This is a genomic window from Ruegeria conchae (assembly GCF_000192475.1).
Classification (GTDB): domain Bacteria; phylum Pseudomonadota; class Alphaproteobacteria; order Rhodobacterales; family Rhodobacteraceae; genus Ruegeria; species Ruegeria conchae.
Genome location: NZ_AEYW01000014.1, coordinates 19,626 through 45,237, shown reverse-complemented (window position 1 = coordinate 45,237; position 25,612 = coordinate 19,626). Strand labels below are relative to the sequence as shown.

At 57.3% G+C, this 25,612-nt stretch carries 15 protein-coding genes; 4 read left to right on the top strand and 11 right to left on the bottom strand.

What is annotated here, in order from left to right:
* Window positions 1-8: 8 nt before the first annotated feature.
* Complete coding sequence (galE, locus tag G7G_RS0114775; protein WP_010442210.1) at window positions 9-1,010, bottom strand: UDP-glucose 4-epimerase GalE; 1,002 nt, start codon at window positions 1,008-1,010, stop codon at window positions 9-11.
* 350 nt (window positions 1,011-1,360) lie between these two features.
* Between galE and G7G_RS0114770 the strand changes: the two genes are divergently transcribed.
* Window positions 1,361-2,590: a glycosyltransferase family 4 protein gene (locus G7G_RS0114770; protein WP_010442209.1), complete on the top strand. Its 1,230-nt coding sequence runs from the start codon at window positions 1,361-1,363 to the stop codon at window positions 2,588-2,590.
* 51 nt (window positions 2,591-2,641) lie between these two features.
* Window positions 2,642-3,898 (top strand): protoporphyrinogen/coproporphyrinogen oxidase, encoded by a 1,257-nt coding sequence (locus G7G_RS0114765; RefSeq protein WP_010442208.1) that lies wholly within the window; start codon window positions 2,642-2,644, stop codon window positions 3,896-3,898.
* Window positions 3,899-3,944: 46 nt separating this feature from the next.
* Here the strand turns inward: G7G_RS0114765 and G7G_RS0114760 are convergent, their stop codons facing one another.
* The 4 genes from G7G_RS0114760 to G7G_RS0114745 all read right to left on the bottom strand — a co-directional run bounded on the left by G7G_RS0114760 (window position 3,945) and on the right by G7G_RS0114745 (window position 8,375).
* Window positions 3,945-4,718 (bottom strand): SDR family oxidoreductase, encoded by a 774-nt coding sequence (locus G7G_RS0114760; protein ID WP_010442207.1) that lies wholly within the window; start codon window positions 4,716-4,718, stop codon window positions 3,945-3,947.
* Complete coding sequence (locus tag G7G_RS0114755) at window positions 4,715-6,316, bottom strand: GMC oxidoreductase (protein WP_010442206.1); 1,602 nt, start codon at window positions 6,314-6,316, stop codon at window positions 4,715-4,717. Before G7G_RS0114755 ends, G7G_RS0114760 begins: the two co-directional genes overlap by 4 nt.
* 94 nt (window positions 6,317-6,410) lie before the next feature.
* Window positions 6,411-7,235, bottom strand: a complete 825-nt coding sequence (locus tag G7G_RS0114750; protein WP_010442205.1) for a glycosyltransferase family 2 protein — start codon at window positions 7,233-7,235, stop codon at window positions 6,411-6,413.
* A gap of 3 nt (window positions 7,236-7,238) precedes the next feature.
* Window positions 7,239-8,375: a Gfo/Idh/MocA family protein gene (locus tag G7G_RS0114745; protein WP_010442204.1), complete on the bottom strand. Its 1,137-nt coding sequence runs from the start codon at window positions 8,373-8,375 to the stop codon at window positions 7,239-7,241.
* Window positions 8,376-8,766: 391 nt separating this feature from the next.
* Between G7G_RS0114745 and G7G_RS0114740 the strand changes: the two genes are divergently transcribed.
* Window positions 8,767-9,606 (top strand): 2OG-Fe(II) oxygenase, encoded by an 840-nt coding sequence (locus G7G_RS0114740; protein WP_010442203.1) that lies wholly within the window; start codon window positions 8,767-8,769, stop codon window positions 9,604-9,606.
* A 63-nt stretch (window positions 9,607-9,669) separates the two neighbouring features.
* Window positions 9,670-10,197: a serine O-acetyltransferase gene (locus tag G7G_RS0114735; protein WP_010442202.1), complete on the top strand. Its 528-nt coding sequence runs from the start codon at window positions 9,670-9,672 to the stop codon at window positions 10,195-10,197.
* On the opposite strand, the gene G7G_RS23080 is transcribed toward G7G_RS0114735, so the two are convergent.
* The 6 genes from G7G_RS23080 to G7G_RS0114705 all read right to left on the bottom strand — a co-directional run bounded on the left by G7G_RS23080 (window position 10,194) and on the right by G7G_RS0114705 (window position 25,533).
* On the bottom strand, window positions 10,194-11,684 hold the full coding sequence (locus tag G7G_RS23080; RefSeq protein WP_010442201.1) for a hypothetical protein: 1,491 nt from the start codon (window positions 11,682-11,684) through the stop codon (window positions 10,194-10,196). The genes G7G_RS0114735 and G7G_RS23080 overlap by 4 nt on opposite strands.
* A gap of 134 nt (window positions 11,685-11,818) precedes the next feature.
* Window positions 11,819-12,757 carry a hypothetical protein gene (locus tag G7G_RS0114725; RefSeq protein ID WP_010442200.1) on the bottom strand — a complete coding sequence of 313 codons (939 nt, stop codon included), beginning with the start codon at window positions 12,755-12,757 and terminating at the stop codon, window positions 11,819-11,821.
* Window positions 12,754-13,458, bottom strand: coding sequence for a 4'-phosphopantetheinyl transferase family protein (locus G7G_RS23075; RefSeq protein ID WP_010442199.1), 705 nt, complete (start codon window positions 13,456-13,458; stop codon window positions 12,754-12,756). Before G7G_RS23075 ends, G7G_RS0114725 begins: the two co-directional genes overlap by 4 nt.
* Window positions 13,455-18,071: a MupA/Atu3671 family FMN-dependent luciferase-like monooxygenase gene (locus tag G7G_RS0114715; protein WP_010442198.1), complete on the bottom strand. Its 4,617-nt coding sequence runs from the start codon at window positions 18,069-18,071 to the stop codon at window positions 13,455-13,457. Before G7G_RS0114715 ends, G7G_RS23075 begins: the two co-directional genes overlap by 4 nt.
* Before the next feature lie 2 nt (window positions 18,072-18,073).
* Window positions 18,074-19,084 carry a glycosyltransferase family 2 protein gene (locus tag G7G_RS0114710; RefSeq protein WP_010442197.1) on the bottom strand — a complete coding sequence of 337 codons (1,011 nt, stop codon included), beginning with the start codon at window positions 19,082-19,084 and terminating at the stop codon, window positions 18,074-18,076.
* A 2-nt stretch (window positions 19,085-19,086) separates the two neighbouring features.
* Window positions 19,087-25,533 carry a type I polyketide synthase gene (locus G7G_RS0114705; protein WP_037321617.1) on the bottom strand — a complete coding sequence of 2,149 codons (6,447 nt, stop codon included), beginning with the start codon at window positions 25,531-25,533 and terminating at the stop codon, window positions 19,087-19,089.
* Window positions 25,534-25,612 lie beyond the last annotated feature (79 nt).

Below are 25,612 nucleotides of genomic sequence, written 5' to 3'. Positions count from 1 at the left end.
GAGCTTCTTCACTTATCCCCTGAAAACTTCCAATTGCTTTCACACATGTCCCTGAGGCCGTGCTTCGCCTCAAATCCAAGGACTTCGCTTGCCCGGTCTGTCGCTGCATAAGAAACCGGCGGGTCGCCAGGGCGACGATCCACAATGCGATTGGGTATCTCGCGATTGATCACCTCCGAATAGGTGTTCAGAACTTCACGGACCGAGTTACCTCGCCCGGTGCCAAGATTGACGAGATGGCTTTCTTTCTGGTTCAGAAGTGCATCGAGACTCAGTACATGACCCCGAGCCAAATCAAGGACGTGGATATAATCACGGATGCAGGTTCCATCGGGGGTATCGTAATCGCCACCGAAGATGGAAAGCGCCTCGATTTCGCCGCGCGCGACGCGGGCAATCACCGGAACGAGATTGCCGGGCGGCTGAGAGGGATCTTCCCCGATCAGCCCGGATGGGTGAGCCCCAACAGGATTGAAATAGCGCAGTATGCCGGTTTTGACATCGGGATGCGCCTTGGTGACGCGCGCCAAAAATTCCTCTCCGAATAGCTTTGTGGAGCCATAGCAACTGTCCGGTAGGCAGGGGCTGGTTTCGGTTAAGGGCATTTGCGAAGCGCTGCCGTAAACTGCGGCCGATGACGAAAAGACGATATTTTTAACGCCACTTGCCTGCATTGCGTCGACGATGTTGATCAAGCCTGTGCAATTGGAATTGTAATAGCCGATGGGATCGGCTTCGCTGTCAGGGACGGATTTCAATGCAGCAAAGTGCACAACGGCATCAAAGTCGTTGGTGGCAAATGCGGATTTGATGGCGTCCTGGTCGCGAATGTCTGCCTCGATGACCGGTACAGCTTTTCCTGTGATTTGGGACAGCCGGTCAGGCACATCATGGCGCGCGTTTTCGAAATTGTCCAAAATGGTGACCGCGTAACCGGCATCCACAAGGGCTGCATAGGTATGCGAGCCGATAAATCCGGCGCCGCCGGTGAGAAGAATGTGCTTTGTCATGATTCACCTTTTTGCGGGATCGACCTGAGAGGGCAAGCCATCGTGATTTCCCGAGCCAACCTTTGCAACAATAACTCGTACCCTATTTGATTGTCCCCTGTATTGGGACGCCTCTTTCGAGGTCAAAATTGCCGCATATCACTGCAACTAAAGCTAGAATCCAGCGTGGATACTGTGCCACAGACAATGACAACTGCAACTGGAATCTAGCATGGACAGAGAGTCCCTGCTACGAGTCATTTACGTGCACAACCCGCGCCGTCCGGTGGCAGTTGTTCCATCTTTAAGAGATTTTGATTTAGGCCCCAAGAAGGAGATGGGCAGAGAACCGTTTGCTCAGATTTTTGGACATGAATGAAAGAACCGACCAGCCGATGAAGATCGCGATTTACGTCTCATCTTGGCCGCCCGGACGCGTCGCGTCCGGAATTGTAACATACACGTCGCAGCTTGTGTCCTCGCTGCGGGCATTTGGACATGAAGTTTATATTCTGACGCCTGACGCTGGAGAGAAGGATCCGTATACGATTGACCTCGGGGACGTTCAGGTTCCTTTTCTTTCAAGGATTTGGCACAAAATACAGTCGAAGCTGACGGCGCGCCCCTACGACGCGTTGCGGCATTCGGCCAAGATCGCATTGGCCATTCGCAAGCTGGTGGCCGAAAAAGGGATCGAGGTTTTCGAGATCGAGGAATCCTTCGGAATGGGTGCCGAGGTTGCGATGATGAATATCGTCCCCGTTTCAGTGCGTTTGCACGGCCCATTCGTCCTGACCGGTGGTTTCAAGGACGCAACATCCGCGCAGTCCATCAATGACGGGCGTTCGACGTATGAAGGGCTGGCCATCAAAGCAGCGCATTATGTGACGGCCAACTGTAACGACACGCTGGATACAATTCGCAAACACTACGATCTTGGGATTGAGAGCAGTACCATTATTCCAACTCCAATTGTTTCGTCGCCAGAAACTGAGACCTGGCAAGTTGACCGGTGTGACAAGAACAAGATGTTTTTCGTCGGACGTTTCGACAGCATCAAGGGCGGGGATCTGGTACTGCGGACCTTTGCGCGGCTTGCCGAGGCGAACCCAGATCTGACCTTGACCTTCATCGGCCCGGATCAAGGTATCCAAACCGAGAATGGCACAGTCTATTTTGAGGAGTTCTTCGAGCAGAATTTCCCACCGAAGTTGCGTGATCGTGTCGACTACCGGGGACAGATGACTCATTCCGAGCTGATGAGTCTGAGAACAAGCCACTACCTGACTCTGATTGCGGCCCAGTACGATACGATGGGATATATGTTGCTGGAACCGATGTCTCTGGGCTGTCCGCTGGTCACAACGGCGGTGGGTGGCATTCCCGAAGTCATCGAAGACGAGCGAAATGGCCTTTTAATCCCCAGTCAGGACCTAGAGGCAATGGTTGCGGCCTGTCAGCGCCTGTTGGACGATCCGGACCTTGCCACGCGGCTTGGGCGACAGGCTTGGGCAGATTGCAGCGAGCTTTACAGCCCCGATGCAGTCGCGACCAAAACCGTTGAAGGATACAAGGCCGCGATCCGTGCCTTTAAAGGCTGACGCAGATATTAACCCGTACAGACGTTATCATTTGAATGTAGGAACTTGCACATGGAAAAGACCCAGACGTTGATCATCGGGGCCGGCATTAGCGGCTTGTCCACTGCTGCAGCCCTTGGCGATGCCGAGTACCTCGTCATTGATGCGGACAGCGCCATTGGCGGCTATTGCAAAACCATCAAGAAGGATGGGTTTGTCTGGGACTATTCCGGTCATTTCTTCCACTTCAAGAACCCGGAAATCGAAGCCTGGTTGCGTGAGCGGATGCAGGGCCAGCAGATTATCACCTGCGAAAAGAAGTCCTTCATCGCTTATGGCGGTGACTGGGTTGATTTTCCATTTCAGAAGAACATCCACCAATTGCCCAAGGCGGATTTCATCGACTGCCTGTATGACCTGTATTTTGCCAAACCGAACGAGCAGGCAGAGGGCAGTTTTCTGGACATGATCTATGGCCGTTTCGGCAAGAGTATCAGCGAAAAATTCTTGGTTCCGTACAACGAGAAGCTCTATGCCTGCGACCTCAGTTCGCTCGACAAAGACGCCATGGGGCGGTTCTTTCCGCACGCAGATGTGGATGACATCATCCACAATATGAAGATCCCTGACAATCAGAGTTATAATGCCACGTTCACCTATCCCGAAGGCGGCGCCATCGAGTATGTGAATGCCATTGCCAGTGCCGTGAAGCCTGATGCGATTTGTCTGGACGAAGCGTTGGTCGGGATTGACCTTGACCGCAATGTGGCGCGCACAACACGTCGCGAAATTGGCTTTGAGCGGCTGGTGTCGTCCGCACCGTTCAACCATCTGGCCAGAATTGCCGGTCTGGAGCATCAGGAAGAGGCATTTACCTGGAACAAGGTGCTGGTCTTCAATCTGGGCTTCGACCGGAAGGGGCCGCGCGATGTGCATTGGGTTTACTACCCTAATCGCGAGCGGGTGTTCTACCGTGTTGGGTTCTATGACAACATATTCGACGCCGACCGGATGAGCCTTTATGTTGAGGTCGGCCTGACGAGCGATGCAGAGGTTGACGTCGAAGCCACCCGCGCACGCGTGCTTGAAGATCTGGCCCGTGAAGGTCTGATTGATGACCATGAGCTGATGGCTTACCACGCCTTGGTGATGGACCCGGCCTATGTCCATATCAACCAGCAGGCCAAATCAGAGGTAGAGCGTTTGAACAAAGTCCTCAACGATAGTGGTGTCTATTCCATCGGGCGGTACGGAGGTTGGACCTATTGCTCGATCGAGGACAATATAATCGAGGCACGGGAACTGGTTGCTTCATGGCAAGCGGACTGAACATTTGGCGATGCGGTGACTTTCAAACCACCGCGCCACGCGTTTGTTACGAAAGGCGCAGCGGGATGCGCTTTTTACCGGTAATCTTGTTCAATATCTTTCGTTTCAAAGAGATTGGCTCCAGAAACTCGGTGTCCTGATCAAACAGGCGTCCGGTGAGCATCGGATCATGCCACAATGCCAGTCGCACGCCCCATTTTGCGGCCTCTGCTGGTTCGATGCCATCGGGTATGCCCATTCGGGTTTTCAACGCGCCGGGTATCCAGTCATTGATGACGATATCCGGAAAACGGTCGGCAAGATCGGCAATCAATGATTTGGTCAATGTCTGCGCAGCCCCCTTGGTCACCGAATAGGCCGCGGCCGTGGGCGCCGGTGCAATGTGGGCGAAGGTGCTGAGGTTGACGATCCGGCCATAGCCACGCTCGACCATGCCGGGAAGGACTGCGTGGCAGCAATAAAAAACGCCGCCGAGATTGATGTTGACCGACTGCATGAAACTTTCCGGGGTTTCATCCAGAATGTCGCGGCGCGGATAAACGGCTGCGTTGTTGATCAGGATCGTGGGCGCGCCTAAGGTGGCGGTGATATCTTCGAATGCCCGTGCGACGGCCTCTGGGTCCGAAACATCGGCTGTGACGGGCATGAATCCATCCCCCAGCTCGGTCGCAACGGCCGTCGACTGTTCGGGGTTGCGACCGATGCCCGCGACACGGATGTCTTCGGCAATCAGGGTGCGACACAGTTCTCGTCCCAATCCCGCGCCGGCACCTGTGACGACGGCAATACCTTCGCGAATTCGCTGGCTTGTATCTGTCATGACGCCTCCGTGGGTTGTTTAGACTGGTTCGTTCGATCAGCGATGATGTCTGCGACCCGCAATGCGTTGGCGGCGATGGTCAGGCTTGGATTGACCCCCATCGATGTTGGCATGAACGAACCATCGGCGACATAGAGGTTTTGCAGATCATGTGCCTTGCAATCGGGATCAAGCACCGACGTGGCGGGATCGCTTCCAAAGCGTAACGTGCCCAGCGGGTGACCGACGTTAACGATTGGTTTTATTGACAGAAACATCACACGCCACCGGCCGATTGCGCTCCGGATGGCGCGGCGCAGTCCGGTTTGACGGGTGAAGACGTCGCGCGCGACTGTGTATTCGAATGTAAAGACCTCGGGGTCCTTTTGGTTCAATACTACCCGGTTTTCGCGGACGGGGAAGTCCTCCATCTGGGCCACGAACACGTCGGCGTTTCCAAACAGTTTGGCGGCCAAAAGGGCGGGTATGTTCAGAAGGCGGCGCAGCTTTGTGTATTTGGCAAACCGCGAGCGTTCGAGCTGCATAAGCAAAAAGCGCAGGATGGTTCCGTAATCCGCCTCGTATCCCATGGATTGCGCCAGGCCCATACGCTCACCTTTCACAACATAAAAGTCGCGTGTGGATATTGCCCTGCTTTTGCCGATCGGTTCCGCACCCCGCCTTGGCCAGACAGCAAAGAAATTATCAATATGAAACATCAGCCCGCGCCCGACCCAATCGCTTGAATTGGCACATCCGGTTGCGGATAGGTCGGTTGACCGCAGCAACAGGGTGGGCGAGCCAAACGAACCCGCAGCCAAAACATAGGTCCGGGCGTGCAGGGTGAAAGTCTCGTCACCATGGCGCACGCGGACGCCGGTGATCTGTCCGGGCTGGTCTTCTGCCAGCGCTTCGACATCGCATTCGGTGATGATAGCGGCGCGACCGCTGGCCAGTGCCGGTTCTACACCGGCCGAGCGGCCATCCATCTTGCAGGTGCGCGGGCATTTCCTGCCGAAGCAATTGGCACACCCCTCAATCCATTTCTGTGCGATATGAGAGTAATACGGATGCAGGCCCCGATCACGGAAATCGGCCATCATCGCCGCTTCTTGGGGTGTGAATTCTGGCGGCGGGCGCAGTTTGACCGAAGGAATATCCGAGAGCGGGTCTTCCGCGCCATGTACAAAGAGCAGGTCCTCGGCCTGATCGAAATAGGGAAGGAACGCCTCAAATCCCACGGGCCAACCGCCAGTCGGGTGCGTGATATCCGGTACGTCGTCCAGATCGTGCGGTTCAGGACGCTCCAGTGCCGCTGCATAGAAGACGGATGAGCCGCCGACCCCGCTGCCCAATGGCGCGAAATAGTGTGAAACCGCCCCGCCGTCGTGTGCCTCGACCGGTTTGGGCCAATACCCCCGCAGCTTGCGAGCAATCGGCTCCGTGACATCATCGGCATAGTACTGACGTTCGCTCCGGTAGCCCGTCACGCCCTTCTCGAGAAACAGAACCGACAAACCGCGTTCCGTCAGACGCCGCCCGGCCATGCCGCCGCCCATGCCGGCGCCGATGACGATCACATCCCACGACTGCGACTGCGCTTCATCTGGCGTTATCACCCGGACCCTCCTTTCACGGTGTTGCTACAGGCCGGAGGATTGCGCGATTGAGGCATTATGCTTCCAGCCAAATATTTCTCCACCTTGCACCGCATTATCGACCCCGGCTCCAGGCAGAGTCGCTGCGGCTGCGGACGGATAGGCTCACAGCGACATATACCCCGAAACCAATCGGGTCGGTCAGGGCAAGGCGCAGCAGATGTCCCGCTTTAAGCGGGGCTTTGCCTTCCCGATCCAGTATACCCGGATATAAACGCGCAAGCTCGGCTACTCCTGCGTCCTGCCTGCGCCGGACACGTACAAGAGCCTGAAATCCTTCGACGAGGGGCCAGGAATACGGAGGCGAAACCGGCAAACGCTCATCCGGTGTGAATTGCAGCCGTACAAAGGTGTCGTCCGAGATGATCTGCGGAAATGCCTCCCAACGAGCGCGACCAGCCGCATTGACGGCAAACAGCCCGGCACCGGGCACGCCCTCTGTCATGAAGGGCAGTCGGGTCCAGATCCGGCCATAGGCCCGTGTGACCCAGCTTTGTGCCGAGCTGACCTTCAGATCGCCGCTGGCATAGGCCGGTTCAGTGCGATCCAGCACTTTCACCAGCGCGTCCAGTAGCATCGGTGACATGACAACATCCGCGTCCAGATAGACCCTTGTGCCACCCGTTGCCACAGCGTCGGCGCGGTTGAGCGCCGCTGGTTTGCCGCCCTCTTCTGAATCCAGTACCTCCAGATGCCAATCCCGCTGCTCAAACCGCTGTGCGTAGCTACGGGCGATATCTGCTGTCTTGTCGGTGCAGGCATTTGCCGAAACGATCACCTCGGCCCGGTGCGCGATGACCTGTGCCAAGAGAGCCTCGAGGCAGGGGCCGATATAAGCTTCTTCGTTGTTAGCAGGGATGATGACCGAAATCTCAAACATGGTTCAACGTGCGAGGCTTTCGGCCCAAGGCATAGGCGCGACGGGATCGAAGCGGGTCTGCATCGTGACCGCTCCGCCGTGTTCTCCGGCATTTTGCAAGGTCAACGTGACTTCGTTCATATGCAGAGACAGGTCGGGGGACAAACGGCAGGGCCGCTCTTCGCGGATTGCGTCCCGCATCTCGACCACGCCGAGGGCAAAGTTCATCGCCGCGGCACCCTTGCGCCCAAGTTTTTCGTGGGTCGGCCCCTTGATTTTAAGACGCCTGGCCAGCGGCGCATTGACCAGTCTGCGGCGCAACGAGAAACGTCGGCGCAAGCGGACCGGTGCGGCGTTGTTCCAGCACTCATCTATCTCGATCACGCCCGTATCACCGATGATCCGAAGTTCGTGGTTATGTCTGGCCAATATGGAACAGGTGAGCCGTGCCACCACGCCGCTTTCGAAAAAGAGTGTCCCGACCGAAATATCCGGTGCGGCCCCGGCGGTCACATCGGTCACATCTGCCAGCGCCGCCGAAGCTGCGACAACCGTCCGGACCGGGCCGAACATGGGCAATAACCACGCCAGGTAATAGCCTGCATGTTCCAGGGTACACCCCACTTCGAACTCGTCTTTGGCCGGCCACGGCGCGCCGCTTTCCGAGAACCATTTTTGATAGGGGGCCTGCGAGATAAAATCGTCATCCATCTCGGCATAGATCAGGCGGGTTTTGCCGATTACGCCAGCGCGTAATCCGGCCCAGATCGTTTGCGGGGCTTCGCCAAGAAAGCTGCAGGGCGCCGAGGCAAGGCGCAGCCCGCGCTCAGCGGCAAGATCAGCCAGCACCTGGGCCTGGTCCATCTCCATCGCCAGCGGCTTTTCGGAATAGACGTGAAGCTCGGCTTCCAGGCCCTTGCGCGAAACATCGTAATGCGCGGACGGATTGGTCAGGTTGAGCAGAATATCATCTGGTTTCGCCAGATTCAGCAATGCCTCAAAACTGTCCACCGCAGGCAGTGACCAGTAGGTACAGAATTGAGACAGCCGCTCGGGATTGCGATCATAGCACCCGGCAATCTCGATTTCAGGATAGAGCTTGAGGGAGCGCAGATACAAATCCGCGACATATCCGGTACCAATAATCAACAACCTGGGCATAAAGAGAATGGTCTCTTATTCGACGGGCGGGAACTCATAAACAACGAATACTGTAATATGGGCAGAATTGCGGATGTGCCACTGTAAATTGGCCGATGCCCTGCAAATCGTTCAAACATCACGCGAGATCACCCTGTTCCCAACCGGAGACTCGGGTATTTCATGCCTCAGAGTTTCAAGTTTCATTGTCGCAAAATAAGGGACTTTTCTTCTGAAATAGCCCTATTGATCCTGATCATGTGTTTGTCAGGCATGGTTGGATATGTCACATTGTGAAATGGGGGGAATCCCCCCATTTTTCTGATAGAAGACCTTGATCCCCACTTTGCTCTGCCGCTGCAGAAGCTGGCCGGTAATTCGAGTTGTATTATTGTTTAGATAGGAAAAGAAGATGGCGATCTATCAAATTGATCCCGAACGTCTGAGTATCAGTGTTGAAAACGCCCGCGCGGCGGCGGCCCCATTTGCCGAAGAATATCAGAGCGGCGAACCCTATAACCATATTTGCATCGATAATTTTCTTCCTGAAGAAGTTCTGCGCAAAGTTCAGAAGGACGTGGCCACGCTTGAAGAAGGCGAAGACAGCGACACATTTGAGCGGGCGCAGGAGAACCTGAAAACGCAGTACAATCCCGAGAGATTGCCGGTCTATTCGCGTGAGTTGTTCCACGCCTTCAACTCCCGCCCGTTTATCCTGTTTCTTGAGGAAATGACCGGTATCAAAGGGTTGATCCCCGATCCTTATTATATCGGCGCAGGCATCCACCGGGTTAAAAACGGGGGGCATCTGGATATTCATGCGGATTTCAATCTGCACAAACAGATGGTCGTTGAACGGCGCCTGAACGTGTTGATCTATCTGAATGACGACTGGCGCGAGGAATGGGGCGGTTCATTCGAGATCTGGAGCAACGATATGACTACCAAGGTCAAAAGTTTTGTGCCGACCTTCAACCGCATGTGCTGCTTCTCGACAGGCACAAGCACGTTCCATGGCAACCCCGAAAAAGTGAACCATCCCGATGGTGAGCCACGCCAGTCCATCGCGCTGTACTACTATACAGCGACTTGGGACCCCAGCCGCAAGGCACATTCGACGATCTTCAAGCCACGCCCCGGTACAGAAGATCAGTTCGACCGCCAATCGCACCGGCAGGAAGTTCTGGAAAACTGGTTGCCACCGGTTGTTTATCGCAGGATTTATCCCCGTCTGGCGCGTCTGGGCTTCTGAGCAACGCCAATCGCGCTCGATGCCAACGGCTCGGGCGCGTGACAGGCTGAAAAGATCGGATCCATGCAAGGCAATATCCAGCAAACGTCAACTGTTGAGCCAGAGCAGCCGTTGGTGGTCTCAGCGACAGTTCCGGACTGGTCGCGCGAAGAAGTGCGGCAATTTTGGGACCCGGGTTACAAGCTGTTGCGCGCGATCAGGCGATATCAGGCGGCCAAGGCGCGGGGTGGCCCAATTGGATGGGCGTTCAGCAAGTACTGGGCTCTGGTGCACCGGTTCTGGTCGGTGATCACACAATCCGAGATTCATCTGAATACCCATATCGAAGGCGGTCTTCGGTTGCCGCATCCAACTGGAATCATCATCCACCCCACCGCCCGTATCGGACCGAATTGCATGATCTTCCAACAGGTTACGCTGGTATCAACGGTTGTTCTCGGGGGACATGTGGATCTCGGAGCAGGTGCCAAGATCATGGGCCCGCTCACGATCGGTAATGACGTGACCGTTGGCGCTAATAGTGTTGTCACCCGCGATGTCGAAAGCGGTGCGACCGTCGCTGGCGTCCCCGCGAGAAAACTGAACACTTAGGTGTTGGTCTGCCTCGAACGTCGTTTGTTATGCGGGTTCTTTAGCTGAGCGGAAGTGGTTGCTTTCGCCTGACCACGCGGCTTGCGCACATGAGCCACACGAGGTGGATCCGGCTGGGGGACCGTTACGTCGGCCTCATCAGATCGGTCCCGCACCGCAGCCGTGGACTTGGCTAGCAGCATGCCAGCCATAATCCAAGTCATGCTGTTGATGGATGCGTTGGGGATCAAATCAACAAGGTTGATACTCAGCATGAGCGCAATGCCGTTCGTAACATACTCGTCGGGTGAGCCGATGCACTTTTTGCGTCTTGCCCAAAGCCGGAGAAGTGGGAAGATCAGCATCCCAAAAATGCAGATATACCCGAACCAGCCCAGCACACCGATGATTAGGACCCAATATCCATCTGGAACAGTCAGAACGCGACCGGTTTCTGGATCCATGTTTCGATTTCGATTCCAGAATGCCCAGCCGGTGAGAGGTTTTTCGGCGGCGCGCTCCAACAGCATGCTTTCGTTCTCAAAGCGAAATTCCAGAGATTGGGCCCGTTCAGCCTGAATCTGTGCCGCATAGCCGAGAATACGCTCAACGGGTATTGCATCTTCTGCGCGCAAGATCGGGTAAGCTATCAGGAATACAGCACAAATCAGCATTACCCAGCGTTGTATACGGGAACTGGCAAATAGCACGATGGGCGCGAACAGAACGGCAAATAAAATCGCACCCACCGTTTTGCAGAGAATGAGGATGGCGAACAGATATACGAGAATGCCAAATTTGTGCCACCGATCATTGCCCAGCGAACCTCGCAAAAGCGCGGCTGTCGCCAGAAACGACATCAGGACGAAAAACGCTACCAACAACCCGTGGCCAAGAAACACGGTGGGCCTAAAACCACCAAATCGAACTTGCTGCCAAAAGAGTTGGGGAAAAAACCCATAAACCCAGTTGTTGAGTTGCGGGCTGAGCCGAACTTCGAGCAAGATCGGAATCGAGTATATCAACCCGATAACCATGTAGAGTGTTAGGAATTCTCTCTTATTGTCGGGTGTTGAGAGAATATTGAAGCCCAGAACAAATGGGATAATGATAATCACGTGCTTCAGGAACTCTGAAATCGCATCTCGGGCAGTCATCCCCGGCAGAACGACAGGTCCGGCAAAAACCGGTTCCAGATTGCCCAAAGCGCTGACAATCGGGCTGAGCAGGAACCCCAGCATCAAGATCGAAACCAGACGGGATTGCGGAAAAAACCTGATTTTCTGATCCAACATTGTCAGGCACAACACTAATGCAGCCAAACTGGGGATTGTGTGCTTGTCTAGCGTCGGTATCAGCGGCAGATCAAAATATGTGTTTGGGGGCAAGATAACATAGCCGCCCAATATCGAGATCAGCAGAGCGCGTGGCGCCGGAAGTTTCTTGAACAATACTACCATGATGATCGGCCAGACCATCAACATCAGATAGGCGAGTGAATTGGGCATATATATCAGGTCTTGGCGTTAAAGGGGTTGAGTGTCAGGTATCACGTTGGCGATGATTCTGTCCTGAGCGTTTCAATTCGGCAAGATGGTTGTTTGTCCCGGCATCAGCCCAGCGTGTCTGTGGGTGGGCGAGATCAAGGATCAGGACTGGCCAACCCGGTAAACCGCAAATTAGTCACCACATCCCAGACGATCTCCTGCATCAGACGTGCGGCTTCGGGGCATGGGTCTTTGGCGGGCGTGCCATCGGCTTTGGTCAATACATGTGGCAATCCTAGGGGTGAGGTTTGATACAATACCGCGTAATGGGTCAACGCGACCAGATAGGTGCCATAATCACTCAGGTGGATCGTGTCAGTGAACAGGTGGTTTCGGTCGGCAATAGGTCCGACGCCGCCACGGTGCTCAACTTCACGCACGAAACGCGCCATGACTTGCCCGGCAGGGATGACATAGACCGGGGCCGGTGTTCCCTCATAACCCAAAGCAACCCGAAGAATGCCATTGAACCAATAGCGCTCAAGATCTTTGTCGATCCGCTCCAGCCAGCCTTCCTTGTCGTCCAGATTGTGCCATGTCTCATAAAAAAAGATGCGTATGTCCGGATTGGACTGGCGGCCAAGTTGGATCCAATTGCGAAGGTATTTTGCGCTGTTATAATACTTGATGGCGGCCCGGATTTCGACCATCTCAGTCATGACCAGCGTATTGTATTCGCCGGACGAGAGGGCCTGTTTAGCATCCTCATATTCAGCTGGGGCATTTCTCAGCTCGAACCCGTTGATGGTTTCTTCTGGATCCCAGTGGGCCCGCAGCGGTGTGCCCCAGCCCAATTGGCTGGTGTAATCGTGCCTTTTACCCGCCAGTTGTTTTAGCATTTCAGGGATATCCGGGCCGACCAGACTGTGCCCCAGATGGAAAACCTTCTGCGAAATGGCGGGCTTAGGGCCGGGATTGTCATATAACGAATCAAACGTGGCGATATCGATTGGTCTTGCGCCGTTTAGGCGCAAAACACCGGCTATGGCGGCTGTGGCCACCCGGATACGACCTGGAATATATCGCTTGATCAAGACACGCTCTCTAGGCTGAGCAAAAACATGGCTGACATGTCGTCGAGTGCGGCGAAGCTGAAGAATTTATCATCGAGAGTCTGGCTCATCAGTCTGAGCTCCAGCCTGGTTGTGCGATCACCAATGGTCAGCGCAATGGGGCTGTTGGGCTGCAAAGGGCGCAGGAATTCGACGTCCTGGAATTCGATCATTTGTCCAATCAGCGGGTGGATCGCTTTGTAGATGCTCTCTTTCACGCAGAAAATCTGTTTTGCCAGATGTCCACGTCGCTCAGTGTTCTGGGTATCCAGCCATTCTCTTTCAGACGGTGTACAGATCACCGCCTCAAGGTCGGGGTCCAACAGCCCGTCAGGCTCGATATCAATACCGATACCGTGTTCAGAGCCCTTATGTGCAACGATTGCGATACAGATATCGTTGCAATGGGTGATCGAGCCGATTACGCCGTCGGGCCAAACTGGGCTGCGATCGTCAGCCATCGGGATTGCGACGGGGCTGAGGTTTAGTTCTCTCATCGCCTGTCGAGCAGCGCTACGTCCGGCGGCGAACTCCAATCGACGCGTTTCGACCGCGCGTTTCATTGCGGGAATTTCCCCGGGCAATAATGCAGCGCCCGAAGCTTTGGGATCGGTCACCCCGATACCTATCTCCGGGCCGAGCATCTTGCGAAGCTCGGCCTTTATCGCTGTAAACCTGTTCACGCCGACCGTCTGCGCGCCCGCATCTCGCGCCTGCGCGCCATAGCATCGCTACGGCTGCTGGCTTTTTCTGGCGACGACTGCGTCGGGCTTGCTTCGGCAGGTTTGGAGCCTGATTTCTTTTCGACCGTTTCGGCAAGGGCCGCCAAAGTTGGGCACCGGAAAATATCCGTTATGCTGAGCCCCGGCACGTTCAACTCTGTGCGGATTTCGCGATGTGCCTGTACCGCCAGCAGGGAGTGCCCGCCCAGATCGAAGAAATTGTCCCGCCCGCTGATGTCTGAAACACCCAGAATCCGTGACCAGATCGCCGCAATTTTCTGTGTGGCAGAACCGCCCGAGGCCGGCTCAGATACGGTGGATTCGGTACGCGGTTTCTGTGCTGCAGGTGCAGGCAGGGCCTTGCGATCTACTTTCCGGTTCGGTGTCAGCGGAAAGCTGTCCAGCGTCACAAAATGCGTTGGCACCATGTAGTCCGGCAGTTGCATCGCCAGCGCCTGACGCAATGCCTTTTCATCCACAGCGTGATCGACGGTCATATAAGCCGCGAGTTGCACCAGATTGGGCGTATCCTCGCGCGCGATGACAACCGACTGCCGTACACCGGCTTGCGCGTCCAGCAGGCTTTCGATCTCGCCCAACTCGATCCGATAGCCGCGCAGTTTGATCTGGTGATCCGCGCGGCCCAGGAAATCGAGCCGTCCGTCCGTCCGCCAGCGCACCAGATCGCCGGTGCGATAGAGCCGCGCCCCGGGGGTGTCTGAGAATGGATCGGGCACGAAGCGGTCGGCCGTCAGGTCTTCGCGCTGCCAATAGCCGCGTGTCACGCCTGCGCCTCCGATATAAAGCTCTCCGGCCACGCCGATGGGGGCGGGACGGTTGCTTTCGTCCAGTACATAGACCTGTGTGTTTGCAATCGGGGTTCCGACATTGACCACGCCATCCGCAGCTGTTGCGGTCTCGGTTGTCGACCAGATCGTTGTCTCTGTGGGCCCGTACATGTTTTCGATATGTGCAGGGGAAAGTTTGTTGATCTGCTTGACCAGCGAGCCGGGCAGGGCCTCACCGCCGATCATCATGTGCTTGATCTTGGACAGGGCAAAGCGCGCCTCATCGCTCATCAGGATCATCTGCGCCATGCTGGGGGTGCATTGCAGATGGCTGACCTTATGGCGGATGATCTGGGCGGCGATGGAATAGTCATCCTCAGCCAGGTCTGTATCCTGATTGGACAGGCGCAGCACCTCGGCCAGAGGCTTCAGCCCCTCCATCACCTCATCGACCGAAATGCCATAGTCGATCAGGCAGGCAATCTCATCCACGCCGATGCGTTTCAGCTCTTCAACCCGGTTCAGACAGTCCTCAACGGTGCCGAACAGGCCGGAATCCTCGAAATATCGCAGGAAAGCGAAATCGAGTATGCCTTCGAGTTCCTCGTCAGACAGGCTGCCCAGATCCAGTTGGAATGGGTTTGAAACACCTTTCGGTTTCTTGAAGGCCGGGAAGGCCCAGGCATATTGCTTGATCAGCCCGGCAGCCGAGCGCAGGTAATCCTTCATCGGCTCTCGCGCGACCTCGCGCACCTCTTCGCGGTCCTGACCCACATAGGTATGCAGCATCAGGGTGACCGTGTGGTCGTCGGGATCATGGCCCGCTTCACTTAGGGCGGTGTGGTAGATGCCAATCTTGTCGGCGACCTCCTGCACGCTCTGGCCCAGAAGGTGAGTCAGGACGTTGGCCCCGATGGCCCCGGCCTCGCGCCATGTATCCGGGTTTCCGGCGGTGGTGACCCATACAGGTAATTTCTTTGACACCGGGCGAGGCTGCGTGACGACGCCATGCATATCCCCGGACTTGGTGGGGAATTCCACTGTTTCACCAGCCCAAAGTTGGCGCAAAGTGCTGATCGCCTTAAGCATCGCAGGTTTGTTCTCGGGAGGCGTGTTTTCGGGTCGCAGAATGAAGTCATCTGGCTGCCAGCCCGAGGCGATGGCAAGCCCCGCGCGTCCGTTGGTCAGGTTATCGATGACCGCCCATTCTTCGGCAATACGTGCCGGGTGGTGTAGCGGTGCGACGCAGCTTCCAGCACGTACGCCGATATTTTCGGTCACGGCAGCAACAGCTGCGCCTGTGACCGACGGGTTGGGGTAGGGGCCGCCAAATGCGTGGAAATGACGTTCGGGCGTCCAGACAGCACAGAACCCGTTCTGATCCCCGAATTTTGCGCCCTCTAGCAGCAATTTGTACTTGTCGCGCCCAACACCATCGTCATTGCCCCAGTAGAAAAGGCTGAACTCCATCCCTTTGCCGGTGATAGATTTCCCAGGGGCCGAGTCGCCCGCGACCAGGGCGCGGTTTTCATCATCGCTGAGTACGATCTTGAAGCCGCGTGCGAGGGTCCAGAACAACTCGAGCACCGAAATATCGAATGATAGGCTGGTCACCGCCAGCCAAACCCCGGCCGGATCATGGCTGATGCGATCGTCCATACCGGTGAAGAAGTTCGACACGTTGCGATGTTCGACCATGACACCCTTGGGCCGACCAGTCGAACCCGAAGTGTAGATCAGGTAGGCGAGGTTGTCCGAGGTCACACCGCTGCTGATATTGTCTGTCGCGGTCGTTCCCAGCCGCGGGTCCGTATCCAGCAGCAATGGCTGTGCGTTATGTTCCGGCAACGCGGGTGCCAAGGCGGATTCGGTCAACAATACCTTCGCGCCGCTGTCTTCAAGATAAAGAGCGGTTCGATCGGCGGGATAGGCCGGATCCATCGGTACATAGGCGCCGCCTGCCTTCAGAATACCCAACGCCCCGATCAACAAGAGTGGAGAGCGTTTGACATGCAGGCCCACGAGCGTGTCCGGACCAACCCCCATCTCACGCAGAATATGCGCGACCTGGTTGGCCCGTGCATTCAGTTCGGCATAACTGAAGCTGAGATTTTTAAATACCAGTGCCGGTGCATTGGGAGTACATTTAACCTGGGCTTCGAAATGCTGGTGAACGCAGGTGACTTCATCATAGGCGATAGAAGTATTGTTCCAATCCTGCAGGATCTGTGCACGTTCCGTATCGGGCAGAATGGGAAGCTCGGCAATTGGCAGGCTCGCCTTGGCCGGATCTGTCAGCGACACCAGCAGATTCTCGATACGTGCCGCGAACAAGCGCAGCGCGGCTTCGGAGACATGTCCACTGTCGGCAAACAGCACTGTCTGTCCATCAAACGTGGCCAGCGTCAGACTTGTGCCTGGAACAAGACCTTCCGAAACATCATCGGATAGCCCGATCACCGGTGTTTGCAGTGCCGCCGCACCGGGCAGGCGCGCCGGCAGATCATGGGCGAACGGACCAAGTGCCTGAGCTTGCGTAATTGTCTGATCAAACTCCTCCTGCGCCGCTGAGAATGTCTTGTCCGCAGCAAAGCGCACCGGAACCCAGTCGTTGAGATAGGGGGATGCGCTGTTCAGCCGGAGCGCCAGATCGAGGGTGAATGCATCCCCAAGGCGTGCCATCAGGGCCGCTAATGCAGCCTTGACTGTCACATCTGCAAGCCCATCCGGCGCATGCAGCGCTTGCGATCGGGGGGCACCGGACGGCATCGCCGGATTGATCAGCGGAATGTCGACCTCTTGCAGCGATTCCAGGCGGGCCCGCCATTGTGGTTCGGAGGCAAGCGTTTCAGCAATTGATTGATTGATCGCGGTCGCCTTTTCCGCGGTCAATGCAGGCAGTGCGCTGCCGCCATTCAAAATACCATCGGTAGGCATAGGTGCGCCCATGCCATTTCGCAGATCGCTGATCTCAATTGCGCCTTCACGGGTGGCGATGGTCACACTTTCTGCGCTGCTGGCCAGAATGGTGCCGGGCACAGCATCGGTTGGCTGTTCACTCACCTTGGCCGCGCCGACTAGCCAGAGCTGACCATCGCGCTCGACCTTCGGGCGACACAAAGGGTTCCAATAGTCTCCGTGATCCAATGCGCGCACCAAAGCGGCCAATTCATGCGCCGGTTTTGCGAAATCCAGCCGGGCCGCCGCCTCAGGGCGGTCGTTCTTTGCAAAATAGCTGCGCTGCGACAGATCCTGTGGGGCAGGGGGTTGATCCGCTTCCAGTGCCCGGATGACCTCGGCAAAGCTTTCGATGGCGGCACCGTAGCATTTGGTGTTCAATGTCAGGGCAGTTTCGCTGTTGTTGATATCAAACAGGTTTTGGGCAACGATCCCGCCCTCATCCACGCCGCCCGAGATAATGTGCCAGGTGATCCCGTGTTGTGTCTCCCCATTCAGAATGGCCCATACCGGCGCGTTAAGCCCTGCATAGCGCGGTAGCGGGCCATCGTGGAAATTGACAGCACCTTTCGCAGCTTTGTTCAGCAACGCTTCTGGTAGCAGATCGAGATTTGCGATGCTCAGCAGCCAATCAAACGAGACCCCTTCAACCCGGTCTGACAATCCTTCGCCAGGTGCATGAAGAGGCAAGGAGTGAGTCTTGGCCCAGGCTTCCACATCGGAATTCCGCGTAGCGACGCCCTGAATGCTGTGCCCCGCCTCCAGCAGCATTTCCCCGCACTGAATGACAAGGGATTCATGGCCGACAAGAAAAGTGCTGAAAGGCATCTTCATTCTCCAATAACGGGCCTGGCCTGAGCATCCGGATTGCGCTTGCGCCACGGCGCGCGCATGCATGCGGACAGGTCATGCCAGGCAAGAGTACGCAAAAAATGGGGCGGCACACCGGTGCGCCTGCGTGATATTAAGCAGCGCAGCCAGTGCAGAAAGCCACCAGTCAAATGTACGCAGGTAGCGCAGGCGGCGTAAAAAGCGCCATGGTTTTTGACGAAATAGTACAGGCGTGAGTCAAACCAATAGGTCGGCACCCGGTTCCAGTTCTTCATGCCGGTTGAAACAGATCCGATATGCATCACCTCGCTGACGCGTACATAATCGGTGCGATACCCCGCGCGCGCCGCTCGCAGGCAGAGATCGGTTTCTTCGAAATACAGAAAAAACGTCTCATCAAATAGACCGATCTCATCCAGAACGCGTTGCCGTATCATCAGGCTGGCACCGGCCAACCAGTCGACTGTTCGCGTTTCGGACGGGATCGGAATGGGTACGATCCGGTTTTTGAACAACCGGGTGACGGGGCCAAAGTTGATGCTGCTTTCAAACTCGCTTGCGACCGAAGGAAAGCGGAAGCTGGTCAGGTGGGGTTCTTCGTCGTCGCCGAATATGTAGCTGCCCGCAAACCCGGTTTCGGGTGTGGTTTCAAGATGCTCCAGCAAAATGCGAATTGCATCTGGAGCGGGGAAGGCATCGGAATTCAGGATGTAGACGTAATCGGGCCGCGTTCCGTCCGAAAGCCCCGCGCGCATACCTACATTGTTGCCAGCGCCAAAGCCGCCGTTATGCCCTGACTGAATGACCCGAACGCGATTGTCCTGATCCCAGCCTTGATCATGAACATGGGTCGAGATCGCCGCGAAAGATCCATCTTGCGAGTCGTTGTCTACAACGATGATCTCTCCGGGGATCCCCTCCATGGCTATTTTTGCCGCCTCGACCGACCGCAACGTCATGTCCGCTGTTTTATAGTTCAGAATTACGGTCAGAAGTACAGGATCAGGCATGGCTATTCCGCTGCCTCTTGCAGAGTGGGTCGCGGGCGCAAAATTTGGCGTTCTGCATTTTCAAGGCAGGATTTCATCTGCGCTGCCAGCACCCGCACATTCGGCTCCAGCACCATCGAGTCGTGATCACCGGGCACTTCGAACACTTCGATATTCGGGGCCCAAGGTGTCCAGTCATTGTCATGGGTCAGATAGTAGCGTTCGTGGTGAACCAGCTTCCCGGGCGCAACCTCCCATTTTCCGACCAGCGGTGGCCTGAACAGGGTTAGTGGTCCGTCCCAGGCATTCAGGGGATAGCTTTTCACGCTTTCCATGAACGCAGCTTCGATCTCGGTATCGTGGAACTGTTGGCCAGTTTCGGCGATCTCATCCTTGGGCTGACGCTTTTGTATTTCCCAGGCGATCCGGTTTTTTGCCCATTGAATCGGATAGCTTGCGCCTTTGTTCTTCAGCTCCTGCAACTGGATTACCAGACGATCCCGTCGCGTCAGCGGGTGGCGAACGGGCAAGGGCGTGTCCAGCATCACCAGCGCTGCGATCTCTTCACCGGCTTCGGTCAACTGACGCGCGATCTCGTAGGCGGTGATGCCACCCCCCGAGAAGCCGCCCAGCATATAGGGACCGGTCGGCTGTACCTGCCGCATTTCGGCGATGTAGTCTCTGGCCGCTTCGCGCAGATCACGGTGTGGTTCTTCATCCCCGTAAAGACCGCGTGCCTGCAGCCCATAAAACGGACGGTCGGTGCCCACCAGATGCGCCAGATGGCGCAGGTTCAGGACGTTTCCGAACATGCCAGCCACCAGGAAGAACGGTGTCTTCGGTCCGCCCTCGCCGGAATGCATCGGAACCAGATGGGTAAAGCGACGTTCCGGTGTGGCCGGGGCCGCAGTTGCCGGCGCATCGTCTTCGCCCGCGTCTATTGGCACGCCGCGGGCGGCGATCAGGTCGGCGCATGTGCGGATGGTCGGGGCCTCGAACAGGACCGAGATCGGGAAGTCCACATTGTAGGCCTTGCGGATCTGCGCGAACAGGCGCACCGCAATCAGGGAGTGCCCGCCAAGATCGAAGAAACTGTCCTCGACACCGATCTCGTCCACACCCAGAAGCTCTTGCCAGAACCCGGCCAGACGGCGTTCGATATCATTTTCCGGCGCAACGTAATCCGAGTCCAACTCGGGCCGTTGGAATTTCTGATCCGAGCTTTCGGTGGAGGCTCCGCTGTCGGCAGCCTGTGCAATCAGCCCGTCAAGATCCAGCGAGGACAGGATGATCTGAGACTGCCCGCTGGTCAGCGCCTTGAAGAACAGGCCCGGCCCTTCTGATGCCGGAATGCCCTGAGACAGGTTATGGCGCAGCCGTTCTTCGGCCGGGGATAGGGGCGCTGGGGTGTCGACCTCGGAGGTGACGACAGGCGCGCTTTCGGTGAAGGCGAAATCCACGGCATCCTCCATCCGGCGGATCGAGAAGCCCTCGACCTCGATGCAGATCGTGCCGTCTGGCGCAGCGATGGTGACATCGAAGCTGGCGGTTTCGCCTTCGGCCCGGTTGTCGCCCGCGTTGCGGACCCAACTGACGATCTGCGCGGGCAGCGGCGCAAAGACACGCACCGAGCGATACGAGACCGGCACCCATAGGTGCGAGGCCTGGTATCCTGCGATCAGCTCCATCGCCCAGCCCGTGGCCAGATCCATCAGGGCAGGGTGCAGGTGATAGCCCGCCTCGATATCCGTCTGCAAGCCTTCGGGCAGGGCCAGATGAGCCAGACCTTCATCATGCCCCAGCGCGGTTGAGGTCAGGACCCGCCAGCGCGGACCAAAGTTCAGATGCGCCTCCTGCAGGGACCGCAGGCGCCCCGCACCCTCGGCCTGATGGGCCGTGCCACAACGGGCCGCGATGGCCGCAACATCCAGCGGTGCGGGTGCGATCAGCGGCAGCAGCGACAGGCTGGCCTGTGCATTCAGCTCGAACGCGTCATCCGATCCGCTCTCGACCGTCAGATCATAGCCAACATCGCTGCGTGGCAGGCGCAGACGGACCTGCTGATCTTTACTGTCCGCAACCGCAAGGGGGCGCAGGAAATACAGGTCACGGATTTCAAACGGGCCGGTTTCGCCCTGTACCCGCAGCGCTTCGGAGGCCAGCTCCAGATAGCCGGTGCCGGGTACCAAAGCGTGCCCGGCCTTGGTTCTGTGGTCATTCAGGAACCAGCGATCATGGGCGTTATAGGTCGCGCTCAGCATGCGGTTGCCAGCGTCATCAAAGCTTGCCTGATCCAGCATCGGAACGCCCGCCGAGGTGACAGGAGCCGGTTCACTGGACCCGGTCCGTGCCTCCATCGCGTCGGCGGCCATGCCGACATCGGCCCAAATACCCCAGTTGACTGACACAACCTGCGTTTTGCCGCCCGAGCGCGCGCGGGCAAAGGCGTTCAGATAGTCATTGGCGGCGACGTAATCGACCTGACCCACAGGCGCTGTCGCCGTTGAGCTGGACGAGAACAGAACCAGCCAATCCAGCGATCCGTCCGGGAAGATCTGGTCTATGACCTGCGTGCCATGGATCTTGGGTGTGAACACATCCTCAATCTCCATCATGGTCTTGGTCATGATCGGCGCGTCATCGATCAGGCCGGCCGCATGAATCACCCCATTGATCTGGCCGAACTCCTGCGTCGCGCGATCCACGCAACGACGCATCTCTTCAACATTGCTGACATCCACGGATATCGGCAGAACTTTCCCGCCTACGGCTTCCAGCTTTTCGACGGCACGGATACGGCGGGCGGTCTTGTCCTGAGGCGCTGAATTGTTCAGCACGTTTTCCCATTGGTCCCGCGGCGGCAGTTCACCGCGGGCGAGCAGGACGATATTGGCATTCACCTTCGAAATTAGCGCCTCGGCCAGTGTCAGACCAATACCCCCAAAACCGCCGGTGATCAGATAGGTGCCGCCGTCACGCAGGGGTAGGTCTTCCAGAGACGGCTCTTCCAGTGCCTGCGGTCGATACCCCTGTTCAAACCGCTTGCCCGCACGGATTGCCGCCGTGAACGAGGCGGGTGGGGCCAGCAGGTCTTCCAGCACCTGATCCGTCAGGCCTTCGGGCAAGGCAGGGGTCCGGCGTTTGCCAGCGCTTTGTGGTAGATCGATATCCAGCAGCGCACAGGTCAGGCCGGGGAATTCGCGCGGGATCACCCGGGTCGGGCCGGTCACGGTGGCTTTTTCCGGATAGGGCAAGGCCTCATCCCGGACCTGCAACGCGCCCGAGCTGAGGACATGGAGATGCAGAGGCATCGGCAGATCTTCATCCCCGATTGCCTGCGCCAGGAAGAACAGGCTGTAAAAGCCCTGCTCCAGATTGCGGTGGAAGAAGCTGCCACCGGGGCGGAAGGTTTCGGCCTGTGTCAGCAACCAGCCATGCACGATCCGGGTTGGGCTGCGTTCCCGCGTAACCAGATCGCGGATCAGCGCATCATAGCTTTCGCGCCCGCGTTCGGGGGCCAACTGATAGTGATCTTCGCTGATACGTGCAAAGGCATCGCCGGGCGTGACCGTCACCACCTCATGACCGGCCTGTTTCAGGCGCTCGGTCAGCTTGTTGCAAAGCCCGGCCTCATCCGCGAAGATCAGCCAGCTTTCCTGAGGCGCGTCTGACAAATCGCCTGTGACATCGACGTCGCAGGTTGCGTATTTCGGCGTCCAGGCGACGCGATAGCCCCAATCGGCTGAATCTTCAGTGCGCATCAACCACTGGCTGGCCGTCTCCGCCTGCGTCTTGCCGGGTTCGATGAAATAGGGTGAGCGCTGGAATGCATAGGTCGGCAGGGGTACCCGGTTGCGGCGCGCCTCACCCCAGATCTGTTCCCAGTCGAACGTGCCGCCCAAAGCCCAGATACGCCCCAGCATGGCCATGAAATAGGCATCGTCAGCCACATCATCATTCGGGTGGCGCAGGCTGCTGATCACCTGATTGGCGTCCACCTTGTCATGTTGCCCGGTCAGCGAAGCCAGCGCTTTGCCCGGACCGACCTCGATGAAAATACGCTCGGGGTTTTCAGACAGCGTGGTGATGCAGTCGGCGAAATGAACCGTGTTGCGCAGATGGCCGACCCAGTATTCCGGGTCCGTGGCCTCGGCCTCAGTGATCCAGTCACCGCTGCGGTTCGAGGGGAAGGGAATCTGCGGTGCCTTCAATTCGATCGAGCGCAAATAGTCGCCGAAGTCCTGCAGGATCGGCTCGAGCATCCGGGAATGCGCGGCGATATCGATCGGGATGCGCTGGCAGTCGACACCCTGATTGCGCAGGCGCTCCTCCAGATCGTCCAGCGCGGCCTGAGGTCCGGTTGCAACGCTCAGGCTGGGGGCGTTGACGGCGCCCAGATCAAGGTCATCCCTCAATAGCGGCCGCAAATCGCCGGCGGGCAGAGGGACGCTGAGCATGCCGCCAGCGGGGACCGTATCGAACAGGCACCCGCGCAGATGCACCAGACCGATGCAATCCTCGAACGACATCACACCAGCCACGCAGGCGGCGGTGTTTTCACCCATCGAGTGGCCAACCAGCGCGGCGGGCTGCACACCCCACTCCATCCAGAGCTGCGCCAGCGCATATTCGGTGATCATGATCAGCGGCAGCTGCACCGAAGGGGTTTTCAGCCGCTCATCCGCGGCCTCTTCCTGTCCCGGTTCGGGCAGCCATATTGCGCCGATATCGTAATCGAGCTTGGCCTGCAGGATATCCAGACCGCGGTCCATCCAGTCGGCAAAGGTCGGCTCAGTTTCATAGAGGTCCCGTGCCATTCCAGCATACTGCGCCCCACCGCCGGGAAACATGAAGACTTGTTCGGGCGCGTCCGAAATCACCGTGTGCGTGAATACCCGGCGCGGATCATTTTCCTCCAGTATGGCCGCAGCCTCTTCATGGGTTTCAGCGACGATCACACGCCGCTTTTCAAACCCGCGCCGCCCGTTTTTCAAGGTCCAGGCGATGTCCGCCAAATTCTGATCTGGATTGGCGCGCAAATGCTCGGCCAATGCGGCACTGTTGGCATCCAACGCTTTCTTGCCTCGTGCCGAGAGAGTGAGGATCTGAAACGGCCAGTCCGAAGGTTGGGACGCGGCCCGCTCAGGCGCTTCTTCCAGAATAGCGTGTGCGTTGGTCCCGCCGACGCCCAAAGAGTTGACACCCGCTCGTCGTGGGCCGTTGTGCGGAACCCAATCGGTGAGGGTGTCGTTCACCTGGAACGGGCTGTTTTCGAAATCGATGGCAGGGTTGGGCTTTTCATACCCAAGGCTGGGCGGGATCTGCCTGTGGTGCAGTGCCAGCGAGGTTTTGATCAAGCTGGCGACCCCGGCGGCGGTATCCAAATGGCCAATATTGGTCTTGACTGAACCCAACCGGCAGAAACCGGTCTCGTCCGTGGTTTCCGAAAACGCCTGGGTCAGGGCCGCAACCTCGATCGGATCACCCAGATAAGTGCCGGTCCCGTGGCATTCGATGTAGTCCAACGTGTCGGCCTGAACGTCGGCCATCACATGGGCCTCGGATATCGCAGCAGCCTGACCATCGACAGACGGAGCCAAATACCCGGCTTTAGCTGCCCCGTCATTGTTGATCGCCGTGCCCCGGATCACGCCCCAGATATGGTCCCCATCCTCAATTGCGTCAGACAAACGGCGCAGGACAACAGCGCCTGCACCTGACCCAAAAACAGTACCTTGCGCACGATGATCGAAGGCATGGCAGTGGCCATCAGGCGACAGTACTTCGCCTTCTTTGTAGACATAGCCCCTGTTGTGGGGCAGCTCGATCGTGACCCCTCCGGCAATTGCCATGTCGCACTCACCAGTCAGTAAGGCCTGTGTTGCGTAATGGGTTGCAACCAACGAAGTCGAACACGCGGTCTGCACGTTCACACTTGGCCCTTTGAGGTCGAGGATATGGCTGAGCCGTGTGGACATGAAATCCTTGTCATTGCCCGTGTGGCGCAACAGAAACATGCCCACATCGTCGACCAGATCCCGGTTCGAACAGACGTTGAAATAGAAATAGCTGCCCATTCCGCATCCGGCGAATACACCGATGGGACCAGGAAAGCTCTCAGGCGGATGACCGGCGTTTTCCAGTGCCTCCCATGCCACCTCCAGAAACTGGCGGTGCTGCGGATCCATGATGGCGGCTTCCTTCGGCGACAGCCCGAAAAACTCGGCGTCGAATTCTTCGAACCGGTCCAAAGGCGCGGCGAAGGGAACATAGTCCGGCCGCTCAAGCAGGTGCGGTGTTTCACCGTTTGCAAGAAGCTGTTCTCTGCTGAGTTGGCGGATCGATTCCACCCCCTCACGCAGATTGGACCAATAGGCTTCAATCGAAGACGCGCCAGGCAGATGCGCGGCCATGCCAACGATTGCGATGTCGCCGTCCCTGGCAGAAATACTCACTGTAGAACCATCCATTAATAAACCGGTTTGAGTTTATGTCCCGCTGTAGGGATTGCCAAACGAAAGTGGTGCATGTGCTCTGAATTTTATGGCC